The sequence below is a fragment of the Bacillus sp. ME78 genome, from assembly GCF_903970865.1.
GTDB lineage: Bacteria > Bacillota > Bacilli > Bacillales > Bacillaceae_G > Bacillus_A > Bacillus_A cereus.
The window spans coordinates 39,536-66,189 of sequence record NZ_CAJCKK010000026.1; the positions used below are offsets into that span (position 1 = coordinate 39,536).

The following is a 26,654-nucleotide window of genomic DNA, read 5'->3' on the forward strand; positions in this document are numbered from 1 at the left end:
ATAATTAGAATTAAAAAACCCCTGAAGTACATATGCTTCAGGGGTTTACTAATAGAATATAAGATTATGCTTTTGTCATACCAAGTAATACAGCGCCGCCGATAATTAAAACACTACCTAGTGCAATAAAGATCAATTGACGTTTTGTTTTCTTTTCACCTAAGAATACAATCGCACCGAATGTTGAGATAACGATTCCAGTTTGAGATAATGGGAAGCTTGTTGCTACTCCAACACGTGGTAATGAAAGAAGTAAGAATAAGTTTCCAGTTCCCCATAGTAAACCAGATAAAGCATTACGGATTGCATATTTGTTAAATGGTTTATGTTTAGATGTCAGTACAACCGCACCAACAAACATACCAACTGCTTGTGGTAAAATAGCAGACCAACCATCGATATTATACCAACGAATAATAATTACATATACAAGATAGCCGAAAGTAGAAACAATTAAAGTAAGAAGTCCTTTTTTCAATTGTCCTGGTGGCTGAGCATTTTCTTTATCATCTAGTGATGTGAATACAACACCAACTACGATTAATAGGATTGCAATCGTTCCCAGAATAATCGTTGTAGTAGTAGTCCACTCACGGAAAGCGATAACCCCAAAGATAGAAGTTGCAACAAGTTGCATACCAGTAGAAATTGTTACGGTAGTTGAAACACCTAGTTTTTCAACTGTTTTTAATTGGTTTACTTGTCCTAAAGCCCAGAATAAACCTGAAATAAACCCAACAATTAAGATTGTCATTGTTAAAGCTGGTTGAGTAAATACATACATAATTGTTGCGAAGAATAGAGCACCGATTGTCATACCTACCGTTTGGCTATATGCACCACCGCCCATTTTTACGCTTACTAATAAGATGTTTCCCCATGCAATTGCAGGAAGAAGCGCTAATAAAATGTCCATTACAAGACTCCCTTCGGTTTGCTATACCAATATAGTTACATATCGTTCTAACGATCGGTAATGCCCCACTAATAGAGTAGAAGATTACCGATCGCTAAAACAGGATGAAGAATTCACGATATAAATGCGTTTTCATTTCTTCATTTTTTGAAACACCTCCATATAATAACAGGAAATTGCCTATTTTAGAAAGTGAATTCAAATAAAATGTATATTTAAATAAGAGGTAAAATTCAGTTATTTCCCGGTGGTATATTTTATTTCCTAAGAAATAAAGAAGCAGCTTCCAAAAAAGCTGCTTTAAGGGTTAGTAATTCTTTTGTTAATAAGCTGAATACATAGCAGAAATAGGAGTGACATACTAATAGTGATAACCACAAGTGTCCAGGCGAGTTGCATATTACTTGCGTCAATGGCCATGTAAATTGCAGTCGGGATTGTCTGTGTTTTACCAGGGATATTCCCGGCAAACATAAGTGTAGCACCAAACTCACCGAGCGCGCGGACAAAGCTCAAAATCATCCCGCTTAGTAATGCAGGAAATGCGAGCGGAAGTGTAACGTGCAGAAAAACTTGATATTCACTTGCGCCAAGGTCACGAGCACTTTCTTCAATTTGTACATTTGCTATAGAAAATCCCGTTTTCGCTGATTGGTACATAAGCGGAAATGCAACAACTGTAGAAGCGATGATCGCAGCGGTAGATGTGAACATAATAGACTGCTGAAATAATGATTCAACCCACCTTCCGATCGGGCTGTTGTTTCCAAAAATGATAATGAGAAAGAAGCCGATAACAGTTGGTGGAAGTACCATTGGTAATAAAAATATGGTTTCTAATAGTACTTTATATCGCCATGAGGAGCGAGCTAGTGCTCGCCCGACAATCGTCCCTAAAATTGTAACGAGAATAGTGGCACACGCAGCTACTCTTAAAGATAGAAAGACAGGCGATATAATAGCATCAATGCTCATAGTAATTACGACAGGACTGTAAATCCATATTTCTTAAAGATAGATTGTGCATCTTTTGACTGCAAATACTCATAAAATGAAGTCGCCTCTTTCTTATGTTTAGATTCCTTTATAACACCTAAAGGATAGTGGATTGGCTCATGAGAAGTAGCTGCTGCTGTTTCACCAATCTTTACTTTATCTGAAATGAGAGCATCTGTTTTGTATACGATACCAGCATCGATATTCCCTGTTTCTACATATGTTAACACTTGGCGAACATCTTTTGTAAATACGACTTTATTTTGAACATCATTCCAAAGGTTTTCGTGTGTTAGAGAAGCCTTTGCATATTTTCCAGCAGGTACAGATTCAGGTGTACCAAGTGCAATTTTTTTGATTTTCTCATCTTTTAAATCTTGAAATTTTGTAAGAGAACTATCTTTAGGGATGACTAGAACTAGTTCATTTCCAAGAAGATTTTTCCCTTCTTTTTCATTAATGAATCCTTTTTTTACAAGGGTTTGGAATTTATCTTCTGCTGCGGAGAAGAATAAATCAGCAGGTGCACCTTGTTCAATTTGTTGTTGAAGTGCTCCAGAAGCACCGAAGTTAAAAGAAAGTTTGATATTTGGCTCTTTTTCTTTATATTGTTTTTCGATTTCTTTTAATGCATCTTGTAAGCTTGCAGCAGCTGAGATAGTGAGTTCAACTGTTTTATCCTTTTTAGCAGCTGACTTTGTATGCTTTTCCCCACTTGTACAAGCAGTGCTAAATATAAGAAGGAAAGAAAGTATAAGTGCCCCGATGGAACGTAATGTAAATTTATTCATAAAAAAATCCCCTTTCATTTCGACACATCTAATTATAACTAAATATAACTAAATATAACTAGTTATAATTGAATATAATTTGAACATATATCTATTTTTAAAAAATAGGAGAAATATTCTTTTCTTTGTTACAATGAAAGGAGAAAGTGAGGAATCGTCTATGGATCATCATTCCTACACAACGGAAGAAGTAGCAAAGCGATTAAAAGTATCAAAATTAACTGTATACGACTTAATTAAAAAAGGAGAACTTCCTTCTTATAGAGTTGGTAGACAGATGCGCATTGATGCAGCAGATTTAGATCAATATATAAAGCAAATGAAAACAGGAAAAGTACAAGTTAATCCTGTAAAAAACGATGGTAGTAGTATCTTGAACACGTGTATTATTAGTGGTCAAGAACTAACGTTAGATATGTTAGCTAAACGTATAGAAAATCGTTTGCCAAGTTCTAATGTTTTAAGAGCGTATCAAGGTAGCTTAACGAGTTTAGTGAAAATGTATCAAGGAGAAGGAAGTATCGTTAGTTTGCATTTGTTTGATGGTGAAACGGGTACATATAATATTCCTTACGTAAAACGTATTTTAGTAGGACAGCCATGTCTTATGATTAATTTATTGTCCAGAAATGTAGGGTTTTATGTCCAAAAAGGAAATCCGAAGAAAATAAAGACATGGGCCGACATATCCGGATCCACTATAAAGTTTGTAAATCGAGAAAAGGGTTCTGGTATTAGAGTGTTAGTGGATGAACAATTACGAATCCAAAAATTAAATAAAGCTGATATTAGTGGATATGAATGGGAAGAATCGAATCATCTGGGTGTTGCCACGCAAGTTGCAAATGGAAAAGCTGATGTAGGAGTAGGTTCAGAAAAGTTTTCGCAAATTGTAAATGTGGACTTTATTCCAATCATGAAAGAACAGTATGATTTAGTAATTTTGAAGAATAAAGAAAATGAAGAGCTGATTGAAGTCGTGAAAGACATTCTGCAATCGGAAGAATTTCATAATGAATTAAATGCAATTGGCGGATATGATATTACGAAAACAGGTCAAATTATATATGAAACAAACTAAAAAGCTGCTTGTCTATAAGACGAGCAGCCTTTTCTATATAAAGGGGTTTGGGGAAACAAAGTGTTAAACAAGACCTTGAGCAAGTGTATAAATGAAAGCCGTAAGAAGAGTAGCTCCACTTGCAAGTCCGATAAAGTCTGATTTGTTGAAAGTAATGTTGTTCATTATAATCTCTCCTTATTTGTTTAATGTAGTTGCAACAGCTTTTGCATCGACAAGTGCGGATAGCACCATGCCCATTGTATTTAAAAATTTATTTGATTTCATATTGTTCATCATGCGTATCCGCTCCTTTTCGAATTGTTGTTGCCCTGCTTATGTCTTAATTATAGGAAATATGTCCACTTGCAACTATCGAATTAGCTTACGAAAGACTTACACTTTTGTAAGAAAAAAAGACATTCATGTAAGAATGTCTTTCACAGCATATTGATATGATGATGTTCTTCAATTGTTTTTAAAAAACTACGCATTGAATTCGTCATATAGCTATCTTTACGGCGTATGAAAACCGTTGAAATACTGCCGTATTTTTGAGGGATTGCATGACAATGTACCTTACCTGCTTTAGAAAGATGATGGACAGCAGACTGTGGTACGAGTGTAATTCCGAGGCCGAGTGCAACGCTGTTTAATATTGTCTCTAATATATTGAATTCCATAATTCTTTTTGGTAGCAAACCTTCGTCTTTCAGCCATCGTTCTAGTTTGGAACGGTATCCGCATCCTTGGTTAAAAACGAGTAGAGGCGTTGTTGTAAATTCTTCTATATGAAAAGCTTTATTTTGTGTTACAAGCACTAATTTTTCTGTACTAACATCGTATTGTTCGATTAGTGGATGTTTAATAGGACCTGATATAAAGGCACCATCTAATTGATGATCAAGTACTTCTCTAATTAATTCTTCTGTTAGACCCGCTTGTAATGATAAATCGACATTCGGATAGCTTTTATAGTAAGAAGATAAAATGGTAGGTAATGTACTTACTGTTTCTACTGTACCGATTTTTAATATACCGGAGGGTGTTTCACTATCTAAAAATACTTGTTTTAGTTCGTCGACATCTTGCAAAATTTTATTAACATAAACGAGCATTTTTCTTCCTTCAGCTGTTAAAGTCATTCCTCGTTTATGGCGGTAAAAGAGTGGGGTTTTTAATTCGTTTTCTAGTTGTTTAATACGTGCAGTTACATTTGATTGTACATAATTTAATTCCTTTGCTGCGTTACTTACACTACCCTGGTCGGCAACGCTTTTAAAGATTTGTAAGTCTCTTAATTCCATTTTGTAATCCCCCTTGATGTTAACTATCATTATAAATGATAGTTAACATCATTTTGAATCATTTTACGTGATATATTTTTTCTTTTACAATTCTCTTTGTGCAAATAGAAAGAAACGGGGGATTGCGGTGAGAAGAGGTCAAATGATAATAGGGGCTTTAGCGTGTTTAATTGCGAGTATGTCATGGGGAGCGATGTTTCCAGTTGCTGATCATGCGCTAGAATACATAGATCCATTTTATTTTTCGCTTATTCGTTATGGAGCAGTGGCGATAATGCTGATTGTATTGTTGTTAATGAAAGAAGGAAAACAGGCATTTCGTTTAGAGGGAAGAGGAAAGTTACTCGTCTTTTTTGGAACGATGGCATTTACAGTATATAATGTCCTCATATTTTTAGGGCAAATGTTAATGGGTAAGTCGGGTGTAATGGTAGCTTCCATTATGGAATCACTTATGCCGATGATTTCTATTTGTATTTTATGGGGATATAAGCATATAAAACCGAAGAAGTATATGATAACGAGTATGGTTATTGCTTTTGTAGGAGCTGTGTTTGTTATTACAAAAGGTGACATGAGTTTCTTTGTAACATTGAAAGATAATATGTTCTCATTAGCATTTATATTTATTGGTGTTGTAGGCTGGGTTATTTATACGATGGGTGGTCAAACGTGTAGTGATTGGTCAACATTACGTTATTCTACGTTGACGTGTGTATTCGGTACGACTGTTACAGGAATTATAACGGTAATTATTACGTCGCTTGGATATGTTTCAGTTCCTAGTATGGGAACGATTTCTATTGTGAAGTATGATTTGTTATTTATGATGACATTGCCAGGTATTGTAGCGCTACTTGCTTGGAACTATGGTGTGAAAATTTTATCATCCATTAATGGGATTTTATTTATTAATTTTGTACCAATTACGACTTTAGTTATTATGATGATGCAAGGGTATCAGATCACAATGTTTGATATTATAGGGACTGTACTTGTTATTGCAGCGCTTATTCGCAATAACGTTTGCCAGAGAAAAGAAGAAAATATAAATAAGAGAGTTTTACAAGAAGAACAATTACGTCAAGCTGTTTAATAGGCAAATGGAGGATTTCACATGTTAGAAAGTTTATTGTTTTTCTTCGCCGTCGGAGTTGCCTGTGAGCTTGCAGCAATTAATCGAAATGGTCGTAAAAAGATAAAACAACAAGCTGAGCTGATACAGCTTTTAAAAGAATTGAAAGAAAGAAAAAATTAAAAAGACGACCGGGCATAGACGGTCGTCTTTTTCTATATAAAGGGGAAAGGGGACACAAAGTTATACAAGCGTAGCAGCGTAAATGAAAGCAGTAAGAAGAAGAGAGCCGCTAGCTAATCCTAAAAAATCTAATTTGTTAAAAGTAATGTTATTCATAATACATTCTCCTTACTTGTTTAATGCAGAAGCAACAGCTTTTGCATCGAGAAGAGCCGATAATACCATGCCCATTGTATTTAAGAAATTGTTCGTTTTCATTTTGTTCATCATATTGATCCGCTCCTTTTCGAATAATTGTTGCCCTGTTTCTGACTTAATTGTATGAAATATAGTAAGAAGTAACTATCGAATTAGCTTACAAGAAAATTACACTTTTGTAAGAATTGAAATTTAACAATTCATCCTTAATTTTATTACCAACTCCTAAAACTTAGTGTTATAATTATTGTAAGAATATGATTATACTTCGGATGTTTAGAAAGGAACGAAATAAATGTACAAACCAATTACATTTTTGTTGAAATATATATTTAAAACAGCTGGGAAAGTAGAAGTACAAGGAAGAGAAAAGCTACCAGAAGGTGGACCGTATGTTGTTGCATGTACACATACAAGTTTTATGGATGTATTAATGTTAGCTACAGGGATGTATCCAACTCAAATTCATTACATGGCCAAAAAAGAATTATTTGAAGGGAAATTCAAAAATTGGTTCTTTAAAAATGTAAATGCATTCCCTGTAGATCGTGCGAATCCAGGACCAAGTACACTTAAAATTCCATCACGTTTATTAAAAGAAGGAAAGGTAGTAGGGATTTTTCCGAGTGGAACAAGATCAGCGGAAGATGTTTCATTAAAAGCGGGTGCTGTGACAATTGCGATGCGTTCTAATGTTCCGTTAGTACCAGCAGCTTATGTTGGTCCATCAAGTGTAAAAGAATTAATAAAGGGGAAAAAGGCACAATTGATTTTTGGAGATCCAATTCAAATTGAGGCTGGAGAACAAATAGATCGAAAAACCGCTATGAAAATGATGACAGATCAATTAAATGAGAAGTTTGAGGAGTTAAAAGAAGCTTTGCAATCAAATCAAAAATAAGAAAAGACGACCGGGCATAGACGGTCGTCTTTTCTATTACTATTTATAATAAAGGGGAAAGGGGACACAAAGTTATACAAGCGTAGCGGCGTAAATAAAAGCAGTAAGAAGAAGCGAGCCACTAGCTAGTCCTAAAAAATCTAATTTGTTAAAAGTGATGTTATTCATAATATATTCTCCTTACTTGTTTAATGTAGAAGCAACAGCTTTTGCGTCGATAAGAGCGGAAAATACCATGCCCATTGTATTTAAGAAATTGTTCGTTTTCATTTTGTTCATCATATTAATCCGCTCCTTTTCGAATAGTTGTTACCCTGTTTCTGACTCAATTGTATGAAATGTTGCGGAAAGTAACTATCGAATTAGCTTACAGAAAAATTACACTTTTGTAAGAGAAACGAATGAAGGTGTAATGATAAGAAGATTTGACATATGTTCATGAGATTCATTAAGTTAAAGGTAGAGGTGAGTGTATGGCTAATATTAAAGATATTGCAAAGATGGCGGGAGTTTCAGTTACGACTGTTTCGAGAGTGTTGAATGATCACCCATATGTAAGTGAAGAAAAAAGGAAAGCGGTTATAGAGATAGTTGAGAAATTGAATTACTCGCAAAACGCAAATGCTGTTCATTTATCAAAAGGAAAAACGAATATTGTTGGTGTGATTTTACCGTATATTAATCATCCGTGTTTTGATGCGATGGTGAGCGGAATGATGGAGACTGCGTTAGCGCATAATTACAGGGTGCTACTTTGCCAAACGAATTATAATAAAAAAGAAGAAATGAAAAGTTTACATATGTTAAAAACAAAACAATTGGATGGTCTTATTATTTGTTCACGTGCAAATGATTGGGAAACGATAGAACCATATGCTTCTTACGGCGCAATAATTGCTTGTGAAGACAATGATATTTCAAACATCTCAAGTGTATATACGAATCATTCAGCGGCCTTTCAATTAGGAATGGATTATTTGATTGAGAAAGGTTATAAAAAAATTGGTTATTGCACGGGAAGGAAATTAGGGCCAAGTAGCCAAAAACGTTTTGATGTTTATAAACAGCAATTGCAATCTATAGACGAAGAGGTTAATGAAGAATGGATTTTTACAGAATGTTTTACACTAGAAGATGGTGTAAAAGTGGCTCATAAGTTAAAAGAGATGCAGGATCTTCCTGAAGCATTAATAGTAGCAGGTGATGAAGTTGCGATTGGGGTTATGACAGAAGTTGAAAAATTAGGGATTCAAGTTCCTGAGGATTTAGCGATTATTGGCTTTGATAATCAACCTATCTCGCAAGTGTTACAATTGACAACTATTGATCAAAATTTAAAGGAGATAGGGAAAACTGCTTTTGAAATGTTGCATAGAAAAGTGAATGACGAGAGTTCTGAACAAGAAAAGCTGGAAATTCCATACGAACTTGTGGAACGCTCTACAGTTTAATCGTAATCCGTTATGTGTATAATCGCATAACGGATTATTTTTTTGAAATATCTTTGACAGGAAACGCGTTTCATACTTTATAAAGGAGTTAAACCGGTCTGTAATAATCCATGGATTCTTTTCAAGTGTTAATGCAGTGAATAGAATTTGGAGGAATATGCATGAATGAACTTTTATCGAGTATGAAAAAGTATGTAGATGATGATGAAAAGATTCTGGCTTTTGTGGTAGGGATATTTGAGAAGGATAATTTTATATTATCGTATCAACATGGGGTTTTTGTTGCCACTACTAGACGTCTCCTTTTTTACGGGAAATTTCCGTACTATTCTCCAACATTTAAAGAGTATTCATATTTGCATATAGATAGCATAGATTTTCATCCGTATTTTGAATTTACTTGTAGTCATGAAACCATTCGCGCTAAGTATATTCAGAAAGGGAATGTGGAGCGATTTGTCCGTGCAGTTAGAGCAAATATGAATAATTAATCAACCCTCTGTTTAAACATAATATTTCAATTTTTAAGAGGGAAAATGCGGAATAAAAACCACTTCTAAACCTCTAGGAGATAGTGATACAATGTCAAATGGGGGGAGGGTATGAACTATGGTTAATCAACGTATAAAGGAAATAACACTAATTACAATTGGTTCATTATTATTCGCAATTGGTATTAATTACTTTGCAATTCCAAACCGTTTATCGGAAGGTGGAATTATTGGTTTAACGGTTGTTACGTACTACTTATTTGATTGGTCACCAGGAATTGTGAACTTTGCTATAAATGCAATTTTACTAGCTGTTGGTTATAAATTTTTTGATAAGAAAACAATGATTTATACAATTTTAGGGATTGTAGAAACATCTTTGTTTTTATACGTTACAGAACATATTGAGTATCATGTAAATAGTGATACATTATTAGCAGCTTTATTTGCTGGTTTATTTGTGGGTATTGGATTAGGCTGTATGTTCAAAGCCGGAGGTACATCGGGAGGATCAGCAATTTTAGCTCAGTTAGCAAATCAATATTTAGGTTGGAGTGTAGGGAAAGGCGTACTAATTATTGATATTGTTGTAATTGCTGGTTCTGTATTTATAATAGGGCAAGAAAAGGCGATGTATACACTTGTGGCTGTGTTCATTGGAGCGAAGGTGATTGATTTCATTGTAGAAGGAATGGACACAAAAACGGCTGTTACGATTATTTCGAATCAACCAGATTTAATTCGTGAAGCTATTACGAAAAATATGACACGCGGTGTTACTGTATTAGAAGGGCGCGGCGGATATACTGGTAAAAATAAAGAAGTTTTATATGTTGTTATTAATAAACAAGAGCTTGTTAAGTTAAAACAAGTTATTAGCCGGGTAGATGAAGATGCTTTCGTTGTTATACATGATGTACGTGATGTACTTGGCGGTGGCTTTAAAGCAAGCTAAAAGGTGAACGAGTAAATTCGTTCACCTTTTTTAATTCTTACAAAAATGTAAGTGTAATGTAATGAGATTCAATAGTAGATTTTATTCCCCCTTTTTAAAATGGATGTATATATATCCTGCAGAGGAGGAATGTTTATTATGAAGAAAAAAATGATCACTACTATAATAGCGATGATAGTGATAGTAGTAATGTTACTGCCTACGAAACTTGGACCGGTTATCGATAAATATAATCCACTGTATAAGACGAAAGAATACTATACGGTTGTGAATACAATTGGTCAGCATATCGGTGATGAGTGGTATGAATATGAATTTATTGCATTTGATGAACGTGGTAGAGAGCAGAAAATAAAGAAAACGGTTAAGCATATGTTAAAGAGAGATGAAGCATTAAAGGTTTTTGCAAAAGGGCGTTACGGTGAGTCCATTGAAGAGATTGAGGTTGCAAATATTCCTATAAATGCGAAGAGTAAACTTTTAACGGTGAGATAGCGAAATATACCCCCAGCTATTTTTTGTCGAAAATAAAAATACTGGGTAAGGGTATTTTTAAGGTTAACAAAAAAGCCTTAGTCCATATAGACTAAGGCTTTTTTGTTATATAAAGGGGAAGGGGGTACATTGTAGTAGCATGGGTGAAAGCTATAAGAAGAGTAGCTACTAGCAATGTAATTTGGTTATGTGATTGTTCTTCTTATTTGGCTTACTTTCTAACTTTATTGTACGAAATATAAGTAAGGAGAACTATCGAATTACATTACACATAACTTACAAACATGTAAGCCTTCTGTAATGTAATTCGATAGTTAAAAGATAGTAATTTTCATATAGTGTAACTAGAAAGTCTCAATGTATTACTTTCTGTTTGTAATGAAGAATGAAAAACCAACTAATTTTTAATAATCCTCATCTGAATAAAGATGGGGATCTTTTTTAAACCTTACAACATTGTAAGGTTTACGTAAGTTAATTCGATAGTAAATTTGTCATATTTTTTGCATAATAGATACAGATAGAAAAATAATTAGGGATCTAGTAAGAAGGGAGAAAAATGGGATGCGTAAAGAAGAAGTAGTGAAGTTACCAATTAAAGATTTCTGTAGCTACTTTACTGTTGCCGTAGTGTGTATTGGATTATTTGATATCATAACAAACTTAATTGTTAAATAATATAGATGCTAAAACAAGAAAGGAAGTCCTTTCTTGTTTTTTTTATGGGGGCATAAAGATGAAATGGATTGATAGTCATATACATGTTGATCAATATAAGGATGAAGAGAAGAGCAGATTACTAAAAGAGGTGGAAAATAGTAAGGAAATAAAGGGGCTTATTGCGGTATCTATGAATTATCAATCTTGTAAGGAAACGTTATCTTTAGCGAAGAAGTATCCCTTTATATATCCAGCGATAGGGTTTCATCCAGAGCAACAGATTCATAAAGAAGAGTGTGAACAGATTTATCAACTTATTGAACAGAACGCAGAGGAAATTGTTGCGATTGGTGAAGTAGGTTTGCCCTATTATTTGAGAAAAGAAGATGAAAGAATTGCTGCAGATCCATACATAGCTGTATTGAAAAAATTTATAGAACTAGCTAGTAAGTATAATTTGCCGATTGTATTACACGCAGTTTATGAAGATGCTGACATTGTATGTGATTTGCTAGAGAAATATAAAGTTTCACGTGCACACTTCCATTGGTTTAAAGGAAGCGATGAAACAATGAAACGGATGATGAGAAATGGTTATTATATTTCGATTACACCGGATGTTTTACATAAGGAGAAGATTAGAAAAATCGTTTCGTATTATCCGCTTGAATATATGATGGTAGAAACAGATGGACCGTGGGAATTTCAAGAGGGTGTTATAACGCATCCAAGAATGATTCGAGAGGTATTAAAGGAAATTAGTTCTATAAAAAACATATCCATTGATAAGGTCGCAGAAACAATATATGAAAATACAAGTCGATTTTATTTGAAAGGATAGGAGAATTATAGTTTTAATCATGTAACGGAAAAAGTAAAAGTTGAATTTATTTAGTAAAATGCCACGGTTTGATATAGGACAAAAAACCACCAAGCGTTCCGCTCGGTGGTTTTGTATTAGGATTCTAATTTTTTCGCACGTTTTAATAATAAAAGAAAGACAATGATAACGAACCCTAGTATAAGGAAGAAGCCATATTGCTTTATATAATCAATTATGTCATTCGCACTGGTTGGTTTTTCAACGTGAATGCCGTCTTTATTCGTCGTAATATGAATATCTTTCATTTTTACTTCATTCTTTTCCTTTTGTAAATCAATCCATTCTATATTTGGAATACTTTCTAGATCCTTTAATACTTCTTTTAATGGTTTCACACCTAAGTAAGGATGATAGAATGCTCCAATAATCCCATCGGATAATTTAGAAACAGATAGAGCACGTTCTTTCATTTTAGCAATAGTTTGTGGCTTATCTTCTTCAATAAATCCGACTGTTTCAGGCAATAGTTTCATTCCATGTAAAAATGACGGAGTACTTGTATAATATGGTGAGTGCATGGATTTCCAAGTTGTATCATTTAACTGTAGTTGTCCTACATAAGTTGAAAAGTATCTTGATAATATTTCATATCCTTTTTGAGACATCGTGTAATGAGGTGCTTCAAAGGCAACAGGATATAGTTTAGCAGCTACAAGTTCTTGAATTCCTTTTTCGATATGATCTTTCGTATATTTTTCCTCAAACTCTTCCCCTTTTTTTACATATTGGTTATATGCCTCTATATTTGGAAAGTCATCTTTTGTCTTCGGTTTTTCATGCTTCGGTTGGCGAATTGGTTGATCTGTTTTTACATCCCAAAACTCAAAGCCCTCACCTGTTTCGCTGTCATAAAATTGGTGAGTATAACCATGCATAATAATTGCTGCACCATCATCTTGCATAGATCGTAAAAGATCGACTAGTTCTGGTTTATCTTCTAAATGTATTATCTTTCCTGTATCTGGATCTTTATATACCGGAATAACAGTAATTATATAAGGGATCTTTTTCTCTTTTAGTAACTGAGCAATTTCTTTCAATTGATTTATATCCGCTGCTGGGTGAACATCCTCAAGACGTAAATAAGCTTCAACTTTATTCGTCGTTGGTTTTTGGCCGAAATAAGAAAATAACATTTCACCGACGTAATGAGACATCCAGTCAAAGAGATTAGGTGTTGCAACATAATAAGATGTTTCATGCTGAACGATTAGTGGATTAGTGTTATTTGAGCTTAAAGCGTTAGCAAGCACAGTTCCATTTGTATCAAACGATTGAATTAATCGTTCCTCTTCTAAGATGTTTTTTAGCTTCTTGTCTGGATATTCAATTTTATTAACTCGTATATCGTCGCTCTTCAATGTAATGAAAGAAAAACGGTTAGATAATTGTTCAACATTTTGTCCTAATACTAATACAGGGCCGGAGAAGTTTTCTAGAAATTGTTTCGTTTCATTAGAAAACGCTTCTTTTGTTTCACCGATATAAACAATATGTGTATAGGAGGACACGTTATTAATTGAAGTTGCTTCTTTTAAGTTTTTTACGGTTATATCATTTGTAAAATGTCCTAATTGAGTATTAAGGATTTGGACATTATTTGAAACTTTATCGTCTTGTGTACTATACAAAACAAGTACTTTTGGTTTTGATGATGTTTGTGCAGAGGTGTAGGTAGGGATGAGTAGTAAAATGCTGAACAAGAGTGTTAGGCATTTTTTCATTTTGTATGCTCCTATTCTATATATAGAGTTCAGTTTACAATTATATACAATAAATACGTTATAGTCTATGAAAGTTACATTTTTGCACGTATTTACCAGCTGTTTTTTCACAAAATCGGTCTAAAGCATGATGATAATATGTATAGTTATTTGCTATGATAAAAGAGTAATAGAATGTAGGTAATTGTAAAGGGAAGGCTGAAAGGGGACAAATTTCAGCGGAGAAAGAGGTAGAGGTAGTGAAGAAATTCTTTGTAGGATTTTTAGTTGTTCTTGGAGTATATTTATATTTCCAAGGAAAGTCTGAAGGAATGGATAAGCTAGTGAATGGAACAAGTTATGTTGATTCAGAAGAAGCAAAACAGGTGAAACAAATCATTATAGAGGAAGCGAAGAAAGTAAATCTTCCAGAATGGATACCTCTTGCAATTGCTGAGCATGAAAGTCGATTAAATCCAAGGAGTGTTGGAGATAATGGAACTTCATTCGGATTGTTTCAACTACACCGCGGCGGCGGGCTTGCACCAGAACATTTAACTGATGATGAGCTAAAAGATCCACGTACAAATGCACAAATTGCAATGCCGCATTTGATGAAAGGATATAAGCGCGGGGTGCAAAAAGGTTTGACTGATTTTGCATTACTGAAATATATAGCGAATACATCTGGATGGCCAGGGAATTTAGGGCCGGAGTGGACGGATAATAACATGAAGTATAACATCGGATTAGAAGATGTGTACTATCGAAATAAAGGTGTAATAAAAGAGTAGGTTTTGATACCTACTCTATTTTTTTTGATAATCGTGTCATTTTGTGAAATACTCCGCTAGTTGTATTTTTACGTCTTCTAGTTTTGTAGAAACTTGAGGTATTTTATATCCTACATACAGCGGTGAAACGACAAACCTAGGAACAACTTTACAAATAATTTTTCCATTTAAGTAATAGAAGAATAAGTTATAACTACTGCATCCTTTATGAAAATCTGTCAGTATGTAACGTACAGTTTGCTGAATGTAATTTGCTATTTCATCTATATATGAAATATTATCAATGATTATATTGAATTCAGTGAAGCCGATAATGGGACGCTTTGAAATATTAAGCTCAATGCGTTCATTTTTTTGAACAATTACTCCTTGGAAATTTTCCTCTTCAATATTTTCAAGATAATCTACATATTTCATTCCGATAATTTGCATGTGTGCATGATGCAAACTTCCACCTGAAAATGGACCGTGATTTTTATATAAAATCACAGATGCGAACTCCTTGTTTTTCTGTAAGTGTAACCAATGTTGAATAGAAAATTGCATTAATTTCCGCATATGTTCTTCTGTATATGTTGCGATATGATCTTCGCAATTATCGGTTTCGATTAACACTGTTTGAAATGTATCTTGTAATGTAGGAAATTTATTTTTCAACCAAATAATAGAACCATCAGTTGCTAAAATATCCGTTAAATGTTCTTTATCGCAAAATGGACATGCAGCGCTTCTATTCCGAATACTTTCTGGTTTTTGTTTACCGATATCGTTTAAAAAATATAGTTGTTGTGTATCCATTTGTATATATGCCCCTTTAAAATATGTGTAAAAATCCCGCTTAATACATTCGGGAAAAGGAGAAGGAAATCCTCTAAAGGAAATATGGAAAAAATAAAAGACAAGATATCCTCATTACGATAGGGTACCTTGTCTTTTATTTTTTCTCTAATAGTGTGTATGGATAATATAGAACATTTTCATTATTTTTCTTTTTTCTATTTTTTATTGTGTATAAAGTAATTGCTGTGCTTGCAATGATAATAATGGCTTTCTTCATATTCATATACCCCTTTTTATTGTTGGTTTAATTCTTGGCTAACTGCTTTTGCATCGACTAAAGCGTGTAAAATCATTTTCACCATGTTCATCATATTTCTTCACTCCTTTTTATAGTTCATTTAGTTCTTTTACAACTGCTTGTCCGTTCACTAATACCTCAAAGATTGCTTTTACGATTTCTTTCATCATGTTTGTTTCCTCCTTTTGTTTGTCTCTCTTGTTTACATCTTTATTGTATAGGGAGGCATCTTTTCGTACTATCGCTTTCCATTACGTGAACATAACAGTTTTGTAAGATTTGATGTCACTTATTGAAATGTTTAGTCTATCTTCATTATTTTCAGAAAAATGACTATTCAAACATGAAATTGGAAAGTATAATAAAGAAGTAAGTATTAAATTCCGTACGAAAGGGGTGAATGAGATGAAACGTTCTTTAGCTGCACGTGCCAAATTTTTAGATTTTATCTATTTTTGTCGTGCGATTTTTCATGATGTAGTTGTTAACGGGATACGTATGCCCTTTTTTAACAATTGCATAGTGACTATTGAACGATAGAAATCTCTTCACCCATTTTTAATAAACGTGTGAAAAGGGAGCTATTTGGCTTCCTTTTTCTATGCCGAAAAACCATGGGGAATGTTTCTTTCTCATGGTTTTTTATATTGAAAGGAGTACGGAAAATGACTATTTGTAGTGTAAATAATGTAAAGAAATCTTTTGGTGGAAACATCATATTTGAAAATATATCGCTTGAAATAAAGAATGGTGAACGTGTTGGGTTAGTTGGGCGTAACGGTAGTGGGAAGACAACAATCTTTGGGCTTCTAACGGGAATGGAGAGTTTGGATGCAGGAGCCATCCATATGAAGAAAGGTACACGTATTGGTCATGTCGCACAAATTCCGAAGTTTGATGAGGTCCTGACTGTATATGATGTATTGAGTTCCGCTTTTAAAGTAGAAAAGGAATTAGAAAAAGAAATGCATGCTCTAGAAAAAAATATGGCGGAGGAACAGGAACAATCTTCTTTGCAAAAGCTAATGGAGAGGTACGGAATAATTCAAGAAAAATTTGCATTTCTTGGTGGTTATGAAATAGAAGCAAATATAATGAAGGTAGCAAATGGCTTACAAGTGACAGACTTATTTTCAAGAGTATTTACAGAATTAAGTGGAGGAGAACAGACGAAAGTAAGCCTTGCATATATGCTATTGCAGAAACCAGATTTACTTCTATTAGATGAACCAACAAATCATTTAGATTTATTTGCAGTTGAATGGTTAGAGCAATTTTTAAAAGAATACACTGGAACAGTTATGGTTATTTCACATGATCGCTATTTCCTTGATGAAGTTGTAACGAAAATTTTTGATTTGGAAGATGGAGAGATTCACGTGTACCATACGAATTATTCTCAGTTCGTTGAGGAGAAGGAAGAAAGATTACTTCAAGAGTTTCAAGCTTATCAGGAGCAACAAAAGAAAATAAAGAAAATGAAAGAAGCAATTAAGCGTCTACGTGAATGGGCAAATCAAGCGAACCCTCCGAATGAAGGATTGCATAAAAGAGCGAGAAATATGGAACGTGCGTTAGAACGTATAGAGAAATTAAAGAGGCCAATTTTAGAACGAAAACAGATGGGTCTTCAGTTTGAAGGGCAAGAGAGAAGCGGGAAAGATGTTGTTGTAATGAAAGAAGTGAGTAAAGGTTTTGCTGGCCGACCTTTATTTGAACAAGCGAATTTACATGTTCGTTTTCAAGAGCGTGCGGCTATCGTTGGTCGTAATGGTACAGGAAAGACTACATTATTAAAACTACTATTAAAAGAAATAAATCCAGACGTTGGTGAAATTCGAATTGGTAGTAGTGTCAAGATTGGTTATTTATCACAGCATACGTATGGAAATGTGAAGAGTAATGTATTGGAAGCGTTTAGAGAGTATGTAGCTGTAACAGAAGGAGAAGCAAGACATATATTGGCTAAGTTTTTATTTTATGGTCCAGCAGTATTTAAGAAAGTAACGCAACTGAGCGGTGGAGAAAAAATGAGGTTAAGACTTGCGCAACTTATGTATCAAGACATCAATTTTCTAATTCTAGATGAGCCGACAAACCATCTTGATATTGAATCAAGGGAAGTTTTAGAGGAAGCCCTTGAGCAATATAATGGAACAATCCTAGCTGTTTCACATGATCGTTATTTTTTAAATAAGTTATTTGAAAAGACGTACTGGATTGATGAATGTAAATTATTTGAGTTTGCAGGAAACTATGCATGGGCTCGTCAAAAATGGGAAGAAAAGCTTGAGAAGCAAGTAATAAAGCAGAAACGCCAAGGGAGAAAGAGTGTTGAAATGGTTCCAGTAAAAGAGAAAAAAGCTAGGAATCTTGAAGAGATTGAAAATGAGTTAATGCATGTAGAAGAAGATATATATGCAATAGAATGTGAAATGGAACATGTAGCTGATGTTGAAAGACTTGAAAAATTATATGAGGAAAAAACGATGAAAGAGTTGTTACGAGCGAAGTTATATAGTGAGTTAGAGAATATTGTGGAGTAAAGAGTAGAAAGCCACTTCCTTTCAGTTTTGTTGGAGGAAGTGGCTTTTTCATAATGATATTTTGCTTTAAAGATTAAATGAAGCGATGTGTTTCACGTGAAACAGTAACTTAGATAAATCCGTGTTCCTCAATTTGCATAGCTTGTGAAGCGTATGAAATGATAAGGTGAAAAATAAATGTCATTAGTGGCTTTTCAATAGGAGTAATCACAAAAACAAAGGCTAATTATTTCCCGAGAGATAAAGTGAAACTTTAATCAGTGGGGGGGTTACTGCCCGGCAAATAGCGGGATAAATATGTGTAACAGAGACTAGTGATTGAAAACGAAAAGAGAGCAAAGTTACAGCTTTACGCGCTGAACTCTGCTCTCTTTTTGCGTGGCATCTTCTCTTGTTGAAATTATAATAGCGATCCCGAGCATGATAAAAAAAGCTAAAAAGAGGACGAACTTTGGGAAGAACGGGAATAGTAATAGCGCCCCGACTATCATAATTGTTAATAATACGTAGTGCAGGACGTATTGGAATAGGTTGTCCATATTTTCGCCCCCTTTTTGGTAATTGGTTATTAGTATTCTATGTTTCATGCTGAAGAAATAGAAGTAGATTTTTAAGTTTTTAATACGAATTATAGCTGAGTTTTCTTAAAGTATAAGGATAGAGTTATAATTTTGGAAAAATTATAAAAATATTTATTTAGAAAGAATTGACAAAATATACTGAACGATATAAGCTAATAACCATAAAGTCTACCGGAAAAGTCGGAATAAGATTGTTACCCCTCAAAAACATCTATTTTTTTCTGATTAAAACCGACTTTTCCGATTGGCTATAAATGTGCTGTGGGAGGCATACATAAGCTAATAAGTTCAAAGGGTATAACTATTAAACAGTTAGGGTGGGGACAATGAAGAAAAAGACAAAAAAATGGGCTGGTGTATTTTCAGTATTAATGAGTAGTTCGCTTCTGTTGTCTGCTTGTGGGGGACAGGAGGACTCGGCTTCTACAGAGCCGGTTAAACAGCAGGATTTAAAAAATGTAAAAGTTGAAAAGATTGCTGCTACAGATAAGACAAAGGTGCCTGATAAGGCAAAAAATAGAAAAGATACTTTTATTTCAGGTATCTCCAAGCCTGGGGGAGTTTTCTTACCTTACTTTCAAGAGAATGGTTGGGATGGTAATGTGACATCGGTTATATTTGCTTCTCTTGTTACAACAGATAAACAAGGAAAACCGATACCGGATCTTGCTGAGAAGTGGGATGTTTCTTCAGACCAATTAACATATACATTTCATTTACGTAAAGACTTGAAATTTAGTGATGGATCGCCATTAACTGCCGACGATGTAGCATTTACATTAACACTTCTACATGATAAAGCATATGAAGGCGGCGATGATATTTCACAATATGTAATTAAAGGTGGAAAAGAATATAAAGAAGGAAAAGCGACGTCTATTGAAGGAATTCAAGTTGTTGATCCACAAACAATTAAAATTACGACTGAAAAAGTTAACTCACAAGCGCTAATTGCTTTAGGTGGTCCAGTATTATCGAAAGCTTATTATGGAAAAGAGTATAAACAAAATACTAGTTTAGATTATTTAAAAGAGTTATATGGAAAACCGATAGCTGCGGGGCCATATAAGTTCGAAAAGTATATACCAGGACAGGAAGTTCGTTTTATAGCAAATGAAAATTATTATGCAGGTAAACCAAAAATTCAAAACTTTATTTATAAAATTACTTCACCGGATACCAAGTTCCAATTATTCCAAACAGGTGAGATAGATTATACAGGAGTAGGTTATGGGGATGAAATTTTAGAACAAGTGAAGAGTTTGCAGTTTGCAAATGTTGAAATAGAGACGGCTTCTTCATTTAGTTATATAAGAATGAATAGTAAAAAACCGTATTTAAAAGATAAGAAAGTTCGTCAAGCTCTTATTTATGGTTTGGATCGTAAAAAGTATGTAGATACAGCTTTTAAAGGATACGGTACAGTAGCTAATGTTCCAATTCATCCAACATCTTGGGCTTATACAGAAGAGGGGATTAATAAGTACGAATATAACTTAGATAAGGCGAAGAAATTATTAGATGAAGCTGGATGGAAAGCTGGTTCAGACGGAATTCGTGAAAAAGATGGTCAAAAGCTTAAATTAACGTATTATGGTGCAAGCTCGGCAAAAGACGGTGATTTATTTATTCCGATTGCAAAAGAGAACTATAAAGAATTAGGCGTTGAATTTAACCCTGAATTTATGGACTTTAATACGATGCTGTCAAAAGTAAAAAAAGGAGATTATGATTTAGCTTCTGTTGCAACACCAATTACAACAGATCCAAGTGAAACTGTAGGTGGCTACTCCTCGGATGGTGATGATAATACCCTAGGATATAAAAATGAAAAAGTAGATGCATTAATTAAAAAGGGACTTGAAACTGTAGATATTGAAAAACGTAAACCGATTTATAAAGAACTATACAAAGAATTAAGTGATGATCCGCCAGTAATTTTATTGAATTATCGTAGAGTCATCACAGCTTACAATGGAAACATTAAAGGAATTGATCCTGAGAAGTATGACAGTATTAGTTCGAACTCGCCAGTATTATCTATTGAAAAATAACGAGAAGAATGTATAAGTAGAAGACATTTTTTCATTCAGCTAGTAATATGCTGATTCGAAAAAATGTTCTTCTATTTTAAGCATAAGATTGGAGAGGAAAAGGGTGAAGACGTATATCGTTCGTAGGTTGTTACAAATGATTCCTACACTATTTGGAACATCAATTGTTATTTTCTTCCTGTTTGCACTTCTTCCGGGGGATTATATTGATTCAAATCCTAAGATTACACCACAAAGAGCAGCAGAGCTTAGGGAATTGTATGGATTAAATAAGCCAATTATTGAGCGTTATTTTCATTGGTTAGGTAATGCATTGCAAGGAGATTTTGGTTTCTCGCTTCAATATCAAGAACCTGTAACATCATTATTAAATAAATTTATTTGGAATTCTTTTAGTGTAGCAGTTATTGCGTTATTTTTTATTTGGCTAATTGCACTTATTATCGGTGTATTCTCGGCGACGAAGCAACATTCTTTATTCGATAAGCTTGTAACAATTGGTATCTTTGCGGCAATGTCATTTCCTTCATTTTTTATTGGTTTGTTTCTAATTAAGGTGTTCGCAGTGGATCTTAAATTATTGCCGATAGGTGGAATGATTGATGTTGGCAGTAATTCAACAGGATTTGCTTACGTGATAGAAGTTGCAAAACATATGATTTTACCAGTATTTATTTTGACACTTCTTGGGGTCGGCTCGCTAACTCGTTATTTTAGAACAAGTATGTTAGAGGTTGTAAGACAAGATTACATACGAACAGCAAGAGCGAAAGGTTTGAAGGAGAAGACGGTTATTTATAAGCATGCATTAAAAAATGCAATATTACCGGCAATTACGTTATTAGCATTTGAATTACCAGGTTTGTTTTCAGGAGCGATTATTATTGAACAAATTTTTAACTGGCCAGGGATTGGTAGTATTCAATTAGAGGCATTAAATTTCCGCGATTATACAGTGTTAATGGCATTTACGATGTTTCTTTCTTGTTTAACAATTGTTTCGAATTTTTTCGCAGATATTGTATATGCAGTTGTTGATCCACGTATTCGGTTGAAGTAAGGGGGGAATGAGATGGAAACTGTTACAGCGATTACAGAGAAAAAAGAAAAGAAGAAAAGGAAAAATGAATCATCACCGTGGCGACAGGCTCTTAAAAAGATAAAAAGAAATAAGATGGCACTCGTAGGATTGTATGCATTAATTTTTATGTTTTTATTTTGTTTTATTGGTCCTTTCTTTTCACCATATGCATCAGGGAAAATACAAGTTGCACTAATTAACAAACCACCTAGTTTTTCTCATTGGCTTGGTACAGACCAATTAGGAAGAGATATTTTAACGAGACTAATGCAAGCGGGACGGATTTCATTAACTATCGGCATAGCTTCAATGGTTTTATCAGTGATACTAGGAGCTGTATTAGGAGCGATTGCAGGTTTTTATCGTGGTATTGTGGACAATATTATTATGCGGCTTGCAGATATTTTAATGTCGATGCCAGGATTACCGTTACTTATTATAATGGGTGCGATTTTATCAGAGTGGAAAGTACCGTCTGATTATCGTTTATATGTCATTATGATTATTTTAAGTTTAGTAGGTTGGCCAGGGCTTGCTCGCCTTGTAAGAGGGCAAATTTTATCACTTAGGGAGCAAGCATTTATGCAAGCTGCGGATGTGTTAGGAATAAAAGATTACCGGAAAATTATATATCACTTAATACCTAATGTTTTACCCATTTTAATTGTCGTATCTACATTAGGTGTTGCGGGTTCTATTTTGGGAGAATCCGCGCTAAGCTACTTAGGTCTCGGCGTCGTCCCACCTACGCCATCATGGGGGAACATGATTAGCGCAGCTAACTCATTAATTGATTTCCAAAAGCGTCCGTGGTTATGGATTCCGCCTGGTTTTGCAATCTTTATAACAGTTGTATCAATTAATTTACTTGGTGATGCACTTCGTGATGCGTTAGATCCAAAGATGAGACGGTAGGTGAGAAGGTATGAGTAGAGCGGTAGTAGAGCTAAAAGACTTACAAACACACTTTCAAACGGAGGAAGGGACAGTGAAGGCTGTAAACCATGTTAGCTTTGCTGTTCGAGAAGGTGAAACGGTTTGTGTAGTAGGAGAATCAGGTTGCGGGAAGAGTGTAACGGCTTTATCTATTATGGGGCTTATTGCTGAATCTGGCAGTGTAGTAGGTGGAGACATTTTATATGAAGGAAAAAGTCTTTTAGGAATGAAAGAGAAAGAACTTCGTAGTTTACGAGGCAATGATATTGCGATGATTTTCCAAGAACCGATGACATCGCTAAATCCCGTCTTCACTGTAGGTGAGCAAATTGTAGAAACGCTAAGGGAGCATGAATTACTTAGTAAAAATGAAGCGTATAAGAAAGCAATTGAGTTAATTCGTAAAGTTGGCATAGCCCGTGCTAATGAAATTGTTCATTCTTATCCGCATGAATTGAGCGGCGGGATGTTACAACGTATTATGATTGCTGTTGCGCTTAGTTGTAATCCTAAGTTATTAATTGCAGATGAACCAACAACAGCTCTTGATGTTACGATTCAAGCTCAAATATTGGATTTACTAAGACAAGTGAAAGAAGAATTTAAAACGTCGATCTTATTAATTACACATGATTTAGGTGTCGTAGCAGAAATGGCTGATTACGTTGTCGTTATGTATGGCGGGAAAGTTATTGAAGAAGCTCCAGTACTAGAGATATTCCAAAATCCAAAACACCCTTATACGAAAGGATTGTTGAAATCAAAACCAGTAATGGGAAAACGAATAGATAAACTATATTCTATTCCAGGGCAAGTTCCGAATTTAGTTGGTTTAGGTGAGTTTTGCTACTTTAGTGGGCGTTGTGAGCATTGTATGGAAATATGTGAAAAAGAAGCCCCAAATCTAAATGTAAATGATGAAAATCATAAAGTAGCTTGCTGGTTATATGAGGAGCGTGCGGAACAATGAGTGAACCATTATTAGAGGTGAAAAACCTAAAGACATATTTTCCAATTAAAGGTGGCATATTTAGTAGAACGATCGGGCATGTAAAAGCAGTTGATGGAGTAAGTTTTACTATTAATAAAGGTGAAGTGTTTGGTCTCGTTGGCGAATCAGGGAGCGGAAAAACAACGATAGGAAAAACAATTTTACGTCTCGTTCAAAAAACGGAGGGGGAAGTGAAGTTTAAAGGGAAAGATGTTCATTCTTTATCCAAGGATGAATTGAGAAAACATCGCCCTAATATGCAGCTCGTTTTCCAAGATCCATTTAGCTCATTGAATCCGAGAATGAGAATTGGTGAAGCGCTTGGAGAGCCGATGTTGGCCCACGGATTAGCGACGAAAGAAAATGTTCGTGAAAAGGTAATTGAAGTATTGGAGTTATGTGGCTTAGCTCCTTATCATATTGACCGGTATCCCCATGAGTTTTCTGGTGGACAACGTCAGCGTATCGTAATAGCAAGGGCTATGGTATTAAATCCAGAATTCATTGTAGCTGATGAACCTGTGGCGGCACTAGATGTATCTATCCAAGCACAAATTATTAATTTATTTAGTGAGTTACAGGAGAAAAAGGGATTATCTTATTTATTCATTTCACATGATTTGAGTGTAGTAGAACATTTATGTACGAAAATCGGAATTATGTATTTAGGTACAATTGTGGAGACGGCGCCGCGTGATGAGTTATTTACCAATCCGCTACATCCGTATACAAAAGCATTGTTATCAGCTGTTCCAATACCAGATCCAACAGTGAAGCGAGAGCGAATTATACTAGAAGGGGATATTCCAAGTCCAGCAAGTCCACCTTCGGGTTGTCGTTTTCATACACGTTGCCCGTTTGCAACAGATGTTTGTAAAAAAACAATACCAGAATTTCGTAATGTTGGTGATGATCATTTTGTTTCTTGTCATCATGTATAAAAAAAGGACTCTTTCAAATGGAAAGAGTCCTTTTTTTATTTACTAGATGAAGTTTGTTTCAATACAAATTGCTCAATTGCGTGAGCAACACCATGTTCATTGTTTGTTAGTGTTACAACATCACATAGTTTTTTTACATCTTCTTCAGCGTTGCCCATTGCAACAGATAAGCCTGCTACTTCTAGCATTGGTACATCATTAAAATTATCACCAATAGCAACTGTATCTTCAATAGGGATATTAAAATGAGCTGCCATCTGCTGTAGCCCGTTTCCTTTATGTCCATTCTTATCCATAATTTCTAAGTTAGTAGGAGCTGATGCTGTAACCATAATATCAGCGTCTTCTTGTAACACGCTTAATAGCTGTGCGCGATGCGCTGCATTAAATGTTGAAATGAAGAATTTAGATATTTCTAGTTCTTGGTTATTTACAACATCTTCTATTTTTTTGAAATCAGTAATTAGGTTTGATTTTTTTTGCTTTTCTGTAATTCGTTCAAGCTCCTCTAATGTAACATCGAGCGCATGCTTATTTTCTTCGAACGCTTGCATCACTTGATCTTGCCATGTATATGGAGAATAAACGCCTTTATTCGTATATAGCTTATATGGGAAACCTTCAGATTCTAGTAATTTTGCAAGTTTGTACACTTTGTCGTTTTGTATACAACGAGAGTTAATTACTTTTCCATCCACATAAACAATAGCCCCATTGCTTGCTCCAACTGGAAGAGATAATTTATATTCTTCCAATAGCTTTAAAGCATCCTCTTTCGCACGACCAGAACAAATCATTACAATATGACCAGCTTCTTGTGCAGTTTGGATTGCTTGTAGGTTTTCTTTGGAGATTTCAAGATTAGATGATAGTAGTGTACCATCCATATCTAATGCGATTAATTTCAAAATGACCACCTCTTTGTTTTTATTATACATAGTTATATAGAGGAAACATATAAACTTATCTTGGAAAGACGGTATTTTATCTCATATTAAAAGTAAGTAAAGATTAGATAGGTTTAGTGTCACTAAATAAACTGTTTGTAACAAAAATAGAGAGAAGGATGACTATATTTCACTTTATGACTTTAATATTACACGAATGTTACAAACGTGAGCTTAGTGAAAAGTGCATTAAATAAGGGTTTTTGGGGAGTTTTATAAAAAAACGTAAAAAAAGTGTAATAAATTTCACGTTATTATATTGCAACGTAACAATAGTTATGTTACATTAATGTTACAAACGTTACGTTATCAAATTTAATGTAACGTTAACATAAAAACTATGAAATAAACATTTCTTAGAAATTACATATAGATAACTTATAAAAAGGGAGGATAAATGATATGAAAGAGCAAGTATTACAAGTAACAAAAGGTGACTTCGTAGGATCAGCAAGTGGGGCGGTAGTATTAACAGCATTAATCGTATTTTTATCAAGCGTATTAGTATAATAGAAACTTTGTAACAAAAGAAAAAGAAGGGAGAATGAAAGATATGAAAGAGCAAGTATTACAAGTAACAAAAGGTGACTTCGTAGGATCAGCAAGTGGAGCAGTAGTATTAACAGCATTAATCGTATTT

Annotated in this window: 31 protein-coding genes; 19 read left to right on the forward strand and 12 right to left on the reverse strand. The window is 34.4% G+C overall.

Annotation, left to right across the window (positions count from 1 at the left end):
- Window positions 1-64: 64 nt before the first annotated feature.
- The 3 genes from H6481_RS22250 to modA form a co-directional block, all read right to left on the reverse strand.
- A complete protein-coding gene (locus tag H6481_RS22250; RefSeq protein ID WP_000353544.1) occupies window positions 65-916 on the reverse strand; it encodes a GRP family sugar transporter in 852 nt (283 codons plus the stop codon).
- Window positions 917-1,216: 300 nt separating this feature from the next.
- Complete coding sequence (gene modB / locus H6481_RS22255) at window positions 1,217-1,891, reverse strand: molybdate ABC transporter permease subunit (protein ID WP_002152004.1); 675 nt, start codon at window positions 1,889-1,891, stop codon at window positions 1,217-1,219.
- 5 nt (window positions 1,892-1,896) lie between these two features.
- Entirely contained in the window at window positions 1,897-2,703 is an 807-nt protein-coding gene (gene modA / locus H6481_RS22260; RefSeq protein ID WP_098015043.1) for a molybdate ABC transporter substrate-binding protein, read from the reverse strand.
- A gap of 160 nt (window positions 2,704-2,863) precedes the next feature.
- Here modA and H6481_RS22265 point away from each other — a divergent pair, with 160 nt between their 5' ends.
- Window positions 2,864-3,784: a substrate-binding domain-containing protein gene (locus tag H6481_RS22265; RefSeq protein ID WP_182813242.1), complete on the forward strand. Its 921-nt coding sequence runs from the start codon at window positions 2,864-2,866 to the stop codon at window positions 3,782-3,784.
- 63 nt (window positions 3,785-3,847) lie between these two features.
- On the opposite strand, the gene H6481_RS22270 is transcribed toward H6481_RS22265, so the two are convergent.
- Together H6481_RS22270 and H6481_RS22275 are read right to left on the reverse strand one after the other, a co-directional pair.
- Window positions 3,848-3,949: a DUF3948 family protein gene (locus H6481_RS22270; protein ID WP_001060018.1), complete on the reverse strand. Its 102-nt coding sequence runs from the start codon at window positions 3,947-3,949 to the stop codon at window positions 3,848-3,850.
- 254 nt (window positions 3,950-4,203) lie between these two features.
- Window positions 4,204-5,070: a LysR family transcriptional regulator gene (locus tag H6481_RS22275; protein WP_063546223.1), complete on the reverse strand. Its 867-nt coding sequence runs from the start codon at window positions 5,068-5,070 to the stop codon at window positions 4,204-4,206.
- Between the two features lie 127 nt (window positions 5,071-5,197).
- Here H6481_RS22275 and H6481_RS22280 point away from each other — a divergent pair, with 127 nt between their 5' ends.
- Window positions 5,198-6,166: a DMT family transporter gene (locus H6481_RS22280; RefSeq protein ID WP_002004285.1), complete on the forward strand. Its 969-nt coding sequence runs from the start codon at window positions 5,198-5,200 to the stop codon at window positions 6,164-6,166.
- A 21-nt stretch (window positions 6,167-6,187) separates the two neighbouring features.
- Entirely contained in the window at window positions 6,188-6,328 is a 141-nt protein-coding gene (locus tag H6481_RS22285) for a YrzO family protein (RefSeq protein WP_000894065.1), read from the forward strand.
- A gap of 60 nt (window positions 6,329-6,388) precedes the next feature.
- Here H6481_RS22285 and H6481_RS22290 read toward each other — a convergent pair whose 3' ends face one another.
- Complete coding sequence (locus H6481_RS22290; RefSeq protein ID WP_001060007.1) at window positions 6,389-6,484, reverse strand: DUF3948 family protein; 96 nt, start codon at window positions 6,482-6,484, stop codon at window positions 6,389-6,391.
- A 337-nt stretch (window positions 6,485-6,821) separates the two neighbouring features.
- Here H6481_RS22290 and H6481_RS22295 point away from each other — a divergent pair, with 337 nt between their 5' ends.
- The gene (locus tag H6481_RS22295) at window positions 6,822-7,427 is read left to right on the forward strand and encodes a lysophospholipid acyltransferase family protein (protein ID WP_000277778.1); all 606 of its coding nucleotides are present in this window, start codon (window positions 6,822-6,824) and stop codon (window positions 7,425-7,427) included.
- A 72-nt stretch (window positions 7,428-7,499) separates the two neighbouring features.
- Here the strand turns inward: H6481_RS22295 and H6481_RS22300 are convergent, their stop codons facing one another.
- Window positions 7,500-7,595 (reverse strand): DUF3948 family protein, encoded by a 96-nt coding sequence (locus H6481_RS22300; RefSeq protein WP_001060007.1) that lies wholly within the window; start codon window positions 7,593-7,595, stop codon window positions 7,500-7,502.
- Between the two features lie 305 nt (window positions 7,596-7,900).
- Here H6481_RS22300 and H6481_RS22305 point away from each other — a divergent pair, with 305 nt between their 5' ends.
- From H6481_RS22305 to H6481_RS22325, 5 genes are all read left to right on the forward strand, one after another.
- Window positions 7,901-8,878: a LacI family DNA-binding transcriptional regulator gene (locus tag H6481_RS22305; RefSeq protein WP_001273903.1), complete on the forward strand. Its 978-nt coding sequence runs from the start codon at window positions 7,901-7,903 to the stop codon at window positions 8,876-8,878.
- 161 nt (window positions 8,879-9,039) lie between these two features.
- Complete coding sequence (locus tag H6481_RS22310; RefSeq protein ID WP_182813244.1) at window positions 9,040-9,369, forward strand: PH domain-containing protein; 330 nt, start codon at window positions 9,040-9,042, stop codon at window positions 9,367-9,369.
- Window positions 9,370-9,487: 118 nt separating this feature from the next.
- Window positions 9,488-10,324 (forward strand): YitT family protein, encoded by an 837-nt coding sequence (locus H6481_RS22315; protein WP_000248045.1) that lies wholly within the window; start codon window positions 9,488-9,490, stop codon window positions 10,322-10,324.
- A gap of 138 nt (window positions 10,325-10,462) precedes the next feature.
- On the forward strand, window positions 10,463-10,819 hold the full coding sequence (locus H6481_RS22320) for a YxeA family protein (protein ID WP_000728426.1): 357 nt from the start codon (window positions 10,463-10,465) through the stop codon (window positions 10,817-10,819).
- Window positions 10,820-11,555: 736 nt separating this feature from the next.
- Window positions 11,556-12,320, forward strand: coding sequence for a TatD family hydrolase (locus H6481_RS22325; RefSeq protein ID WP_078994852.1), 765 nt, complete (start codon window positions 11,556-11,558; stop codon window positions 12,318-12,320).
- A 116-nt stretch (window positions 12,321-12,436) separates the two neighbouring features.
- Here H6481_RS22325 and H6481_RS22330 read toward each other — a convergent pair whose 3' ends face one another.
- On the reverse strand, window positions 12,437-14,086 hold the full coding sequence (locus H6481_RS22330) for a polysaccharide deacetylase family protein (protein ID WP_182813246.1): 1,650 nt from the start codon (window positions 14,084-14,086) through the stop codon (window positions 12,437-12,439).
- 239 nt (window positions 14,087-14,325) lie between these two features.
- Between H6481_RS22330 and H6481_RS22335 the strand changes: the two genes are divergently transcribed.
- Window positions 14,326-14,859, forward strand: a complete 534-nt coding sequence (locus tag H6481_RS22335; protein ID WP_000713253.1) for a transglycosylase SLT domain-containing protein — start codon at window positions 14,326-14,328, stop codon at window positions 14,857-14,859.
- A 36-nt stretch (window positions 14,860-14,895) separates the two neighbouring features.
- On the opposite strand, the gene H6481_RS22340 is transcribed toward H6481_RS22335, so the two are convergent.
- A complete protein-coding gene (locus H6481_RS22340; RefSeq protein ID WP_182813247.1) occupies window positions 14,896-15,657 on the reverse strand; it encodes a DUF4931 domain-containing protein in 762 nt (253 codons plus the stop codon).
- A 136-nt stretch (window positions 15,658-15,793) separates the two neighbouring features.
- Window positions 15,794-15,922, reverse strand: a complete 129-nt coding sequence (locus tag H6481_RS22345; protein ID WP_001998915.1) for a hypothetical protein — start codon at window positions 15,920-15,922, stop codon at window positions 15,794-15,796.
- A gap of 420 nt (window positions 15,923-16,342) precedes the next feature.
- Here H6481_RS22345 and H6481_RS28970 point away from each other — a divergent pair, with 420 nt between their 5' ends.
- Both H6481_RS28970 and abc-f read left to right on the forward strand, forming a co-directional pair.
- Complete coding sequence (locus H6481_RS28970) at window positions 16,343-16,477, forward strand: RAxF-45 family protein (protein ID WP_000830643.1); 135 nt, start codon at window positions 16,343-16,345, stop codon at window positions 16,475-16,477.
- A gap of 74 nt (window positions 16,478-16,551) precedes the next feature.
- Complete coding sequence (gene abc-f / locus H6481_RS22350) at window positions 16,552-18,483, forward strand: ribosomal protection-like ABC-F family protein (protein WP_142307174.1); 1,932 nt, start codon at window positions 16,552-16,554, stop codon at window positions 18,481-18,483.
- Between the two features lie 341 nt (window positions 18,484-18,824).
- Here the strand turns inward: abc-f and H6481_RS22355 are convergent, their stop codons facing one another.
- Entirely contained in the window at window positions 18,825-19,022 is a 198-nt protein-coding gene (locus H6481_RS22355; RefSeq protein WP_000369254.1) for a hypothetical protein, read from the reverse strand.
- Between the two features lie 368 nt (window positions 19,023-19,390).
- Between H6481_RS22355 and H6481_RS22360 the strand changes: the two genes are divergently transcribed.
- The 5 genes from H6481_RS22360 (at window position 19,391) to H6481_RS22380 (ending at window position 25,067) form a co-directional block, all read left to right on the forward strand.
- A complete protein-coding gene (locus H6481_RS22360) occupies window positions 19,391-21,118 on the forward strand; it encodes an ABC transporter substrate-binding protein (protein ID WP_053565415.1) in 1,728 nt (575 codons plus the stop codon).
- Window positions 21,119-21,221: 103 nt separating this feature from the next.
- Complete coding sequence (locus tag H6481_RS22365) at window positions 21,222-22,178, forward strand: ABC transporter permease (protein ID WP_000860745.1); 957 nt, start codon at window positions 21,222-21,224, stop codon at window positions 22,176-22,178.
- Window positions 22,179-22,190: 12 nt separating this feature from the next.
- Window positions 22,191-23,114, forward strand: a complete 924-nt coding sequence (opp4C, locus tag H6481_RS22370) for an oligopeptide ABC transporter permease (RefSeq protein WP_000451060.1) — start codon at window positions 22,191-22,193, stop codon at window positions 23,112-23,114.
- Window positions 23,115-23,124: 10 nt separating this feature from the next.
- Window positions 23,125-24,105 carry an ABC transporter ATP-binding protein gene (locus H6481_RS22375; RefSeq protein ID WP_065229648.1) on the forward strand — a complete coding sequence of 327 codons (981 nt, stop codon included), beginning with the start codon at window positions 23,125-23,127 and terminating at the stop codon, window positions 24,103-24,105.
- The gene (locus tag H6481_RS22380; RefSeq protein WP_098125797.1) at window positions 24,102-25,067 is read left to right on the forward strand and encodes an ABC transporter ATP-binding protein; all 966 of its coding nucleotides are present in this window, start codon (window positions 24,102-24,104) and stop codon (window positions 25,065-25,067) included. The genes H6481_RS22375 and H6481_RS22380 overlap by 4 nt, the downstream gene beginning before the upstream one ends.
- A gap of 35 nt (window positions 25,068-25,102) precedes the next feature.
- Here H6481_RS22380 and H6481_RS22385 read toward each other — a convergent pair whose 3' ends face one another.
- Entirely contained in the window at window positions 25,103-25,975 is an 873-nt protein-coding gene (locus tag H6481_RS22385) for a Cof-type HAD-IIB family hydrolase (RefSeq protein WP_000766424.1), read from the reverse strand.
- A gap of 432 nt (window positions 25,976-26,407) precedes the next feature.
- Between H6481_RS22385 and H6481_RS22390 the strand changes: the two genes are divergently transcribed.
- Window positions 26,408-26,524 carry a DUF3948 family protein gene (locus H6481_RS22390; RefSeq protein WP_025988984.1) on the forward strand — a complete coding sequence of 39 codons (117 nt, stop codon included), beginning with the start codon at window positions 26,408-26,410 and terminating at the stop codon, window positions 26,522-26,524.
- 34 nt (window positions 26,525-26,558) lie between these two features.
- Window positions 26,559-26,654, forward strand: a 96-nt coding sequence (locus H6481_RS22395; RefSeq protein WP_144513636.1) for a DUF3948 family protein, incomplete at its 3' end; no start/stop codon positions are given.

Coding starts and splice junctions, on each gene's coding strand:
- H6481_RS22375 (WP_065229648.1), top strand. CDS start 23,125: ATGAGTAGAGCGGTAGTAGAGCTAAAAGACTTACAAACACACTTTCAA.
- H6481_RS22305 (WP_001273903.1), top strand. CDS start 7,901: ATGGCTAATATTAAAGATATTGCAAAGATGGCGGGAGTTTCAGTTACG.
- H6481_RS22295 (WP_000277778.1), top strand. CDS start 6,822: ATGTACAAACCAATTACATTTTTGTTGAAATATATATTTAAAACAGCT.
- abc-f (WP_142307174.1), top strand. CDS start 16,552: ATGGGGAATGTTTCTTTCTCATGGTTTTTTATATTGAAAGGAGTACGG.
- modB (WP_002152004.1), bottom strand. CDS start 1,891: ATGAGCATTGATGCTATTATATCGCCTGTCTTTCTATCTTTAAGAGTA.
- H6481_RS22270 (WP_001060018.1), bottom strand. CDS start 3,949: ATGAACAACATTACTTTCAACAAATCAGACTTTATCGGACTTGCAAGT.
- H6481_RS22315 (WP_000248045.1), top strand. CDS start 9,488: ATGGTTAATCAACGTATAAAGGAAATAACACTAATTACAATTGGTTCA.
- opp4C (WP_000451060.1), top strand. CDS start 22,191: ATGGAAACTGTTACAGCGATTACAGAGAAAAAAGAAAAGAAGAAAAGG.
- H6481_RS22320 (WP_000728426.1), top strand. CDS start 10,463: ATGAAGAAAAAAATGATCACTACTATAATAGCGATGATAGTGATAGTA.
- H6481_RS22265 (WP_182813242.1), top strand. CDS start 2,864: ATGGATCATCATTCCTACACAACGGAAGAAGTAGCAAAGCGATTAAAA.
- modA (WP_098015043.1), bottom strand. CDS start 2,703: ATGAATAAATTTACATTACGTTCCATCGGGGCACTTATACTTTCTTTC.
- H6481_RS22290 (WP_001060007.1), bottom strand. CDS start 6,484: ATGAATAACATTACTTTTAACAAATTAGATTTTTTAGGATTAGCTAGC.
- H6481_RS22275 (WP_063546223.1), bottom strand. CDS start 5,070: ATGGAATTAAGAGACTTACAAATCTTTAAAAGCGTTGCCGACCAGGGT.
- H6481_RS22380 (WP_098125797.1), top strand. CDS start 24,102: ATGAGTGAACCATTATTAGAGGTGAAAAACCTAAAGACATATTTTCCA.
- H6481_RS22355 (WP_000369254.1), bottom strand. CDS start 19,022: ATGGACAACCTATTCCAATACGTCCTGCACTACGTATTATTAACAATT.
- H6481_RS22330 (WP_182813246.1), bottom strand. CDS start 14,086: ATGAAAAAATGCCTAACACTCTTGTTCAGCATTTTACTACTCATCCCT.
- H6481_RS22325 (WP_078994852.1), top strand. CDS start 11,556: ATGAAATGGATTGATAGTCATATACATGTTGATCAATATAAGGATGAA.
- H6481_RS22250 (WP_000353544.1), bottom strand. CDS start 916: ATGGACATTTTATTAGCGCTTCTTCCTGCAATTGCATGGGGAAACATC.
- H6481_RS22300 (WP_001060007.1), bottom strand. CDS start 7,595: ATGAATAACATCACTTTTAACAAATTAGATTTTTTAGGACTAGCTAGT.
- H6481_RS28970 (WP_000830643.1), top strand. CDS start 16,343: ATGAAACGTTCTTTAGCTGCACGTGCCAAATTTTTAGATTTTATCTAT.
- H6481_RS22360 (WP_053565415.1), top strand. CDS start 19,391: ATGAAGAAAAAGACAAAAAAATGGGCTGGTGTATTTTCAGTATTAATG.
- H6481_RS22340 (WP_182813247.1), bottom strand. CDS start 15,657: ATGGATACACAACAACTATATTTTTTAAACGATATCGGTAAACAAAAA.
- H6481_RS22345 (WP_001998915.1), bottom strand. CDS start 15,922: ATGAATATGAAGAAAGCCATTATTATCATTGCAAGCACAGCAATTACT.
- H6481_RS22285 (WP_000894065.1), top strand. CDS start 6,188: ATGTTAGAAAGTTTATTGTTTTTCTTCGCCGTCGGAGTTGCCTGTGAG.
- H6481_RS22310 (WP_182813244.1), top strand. CDS start 9,040: ATGAATGAACTTTTATCGAGTATGAAAAAGTATGTAGATGATGATGAA.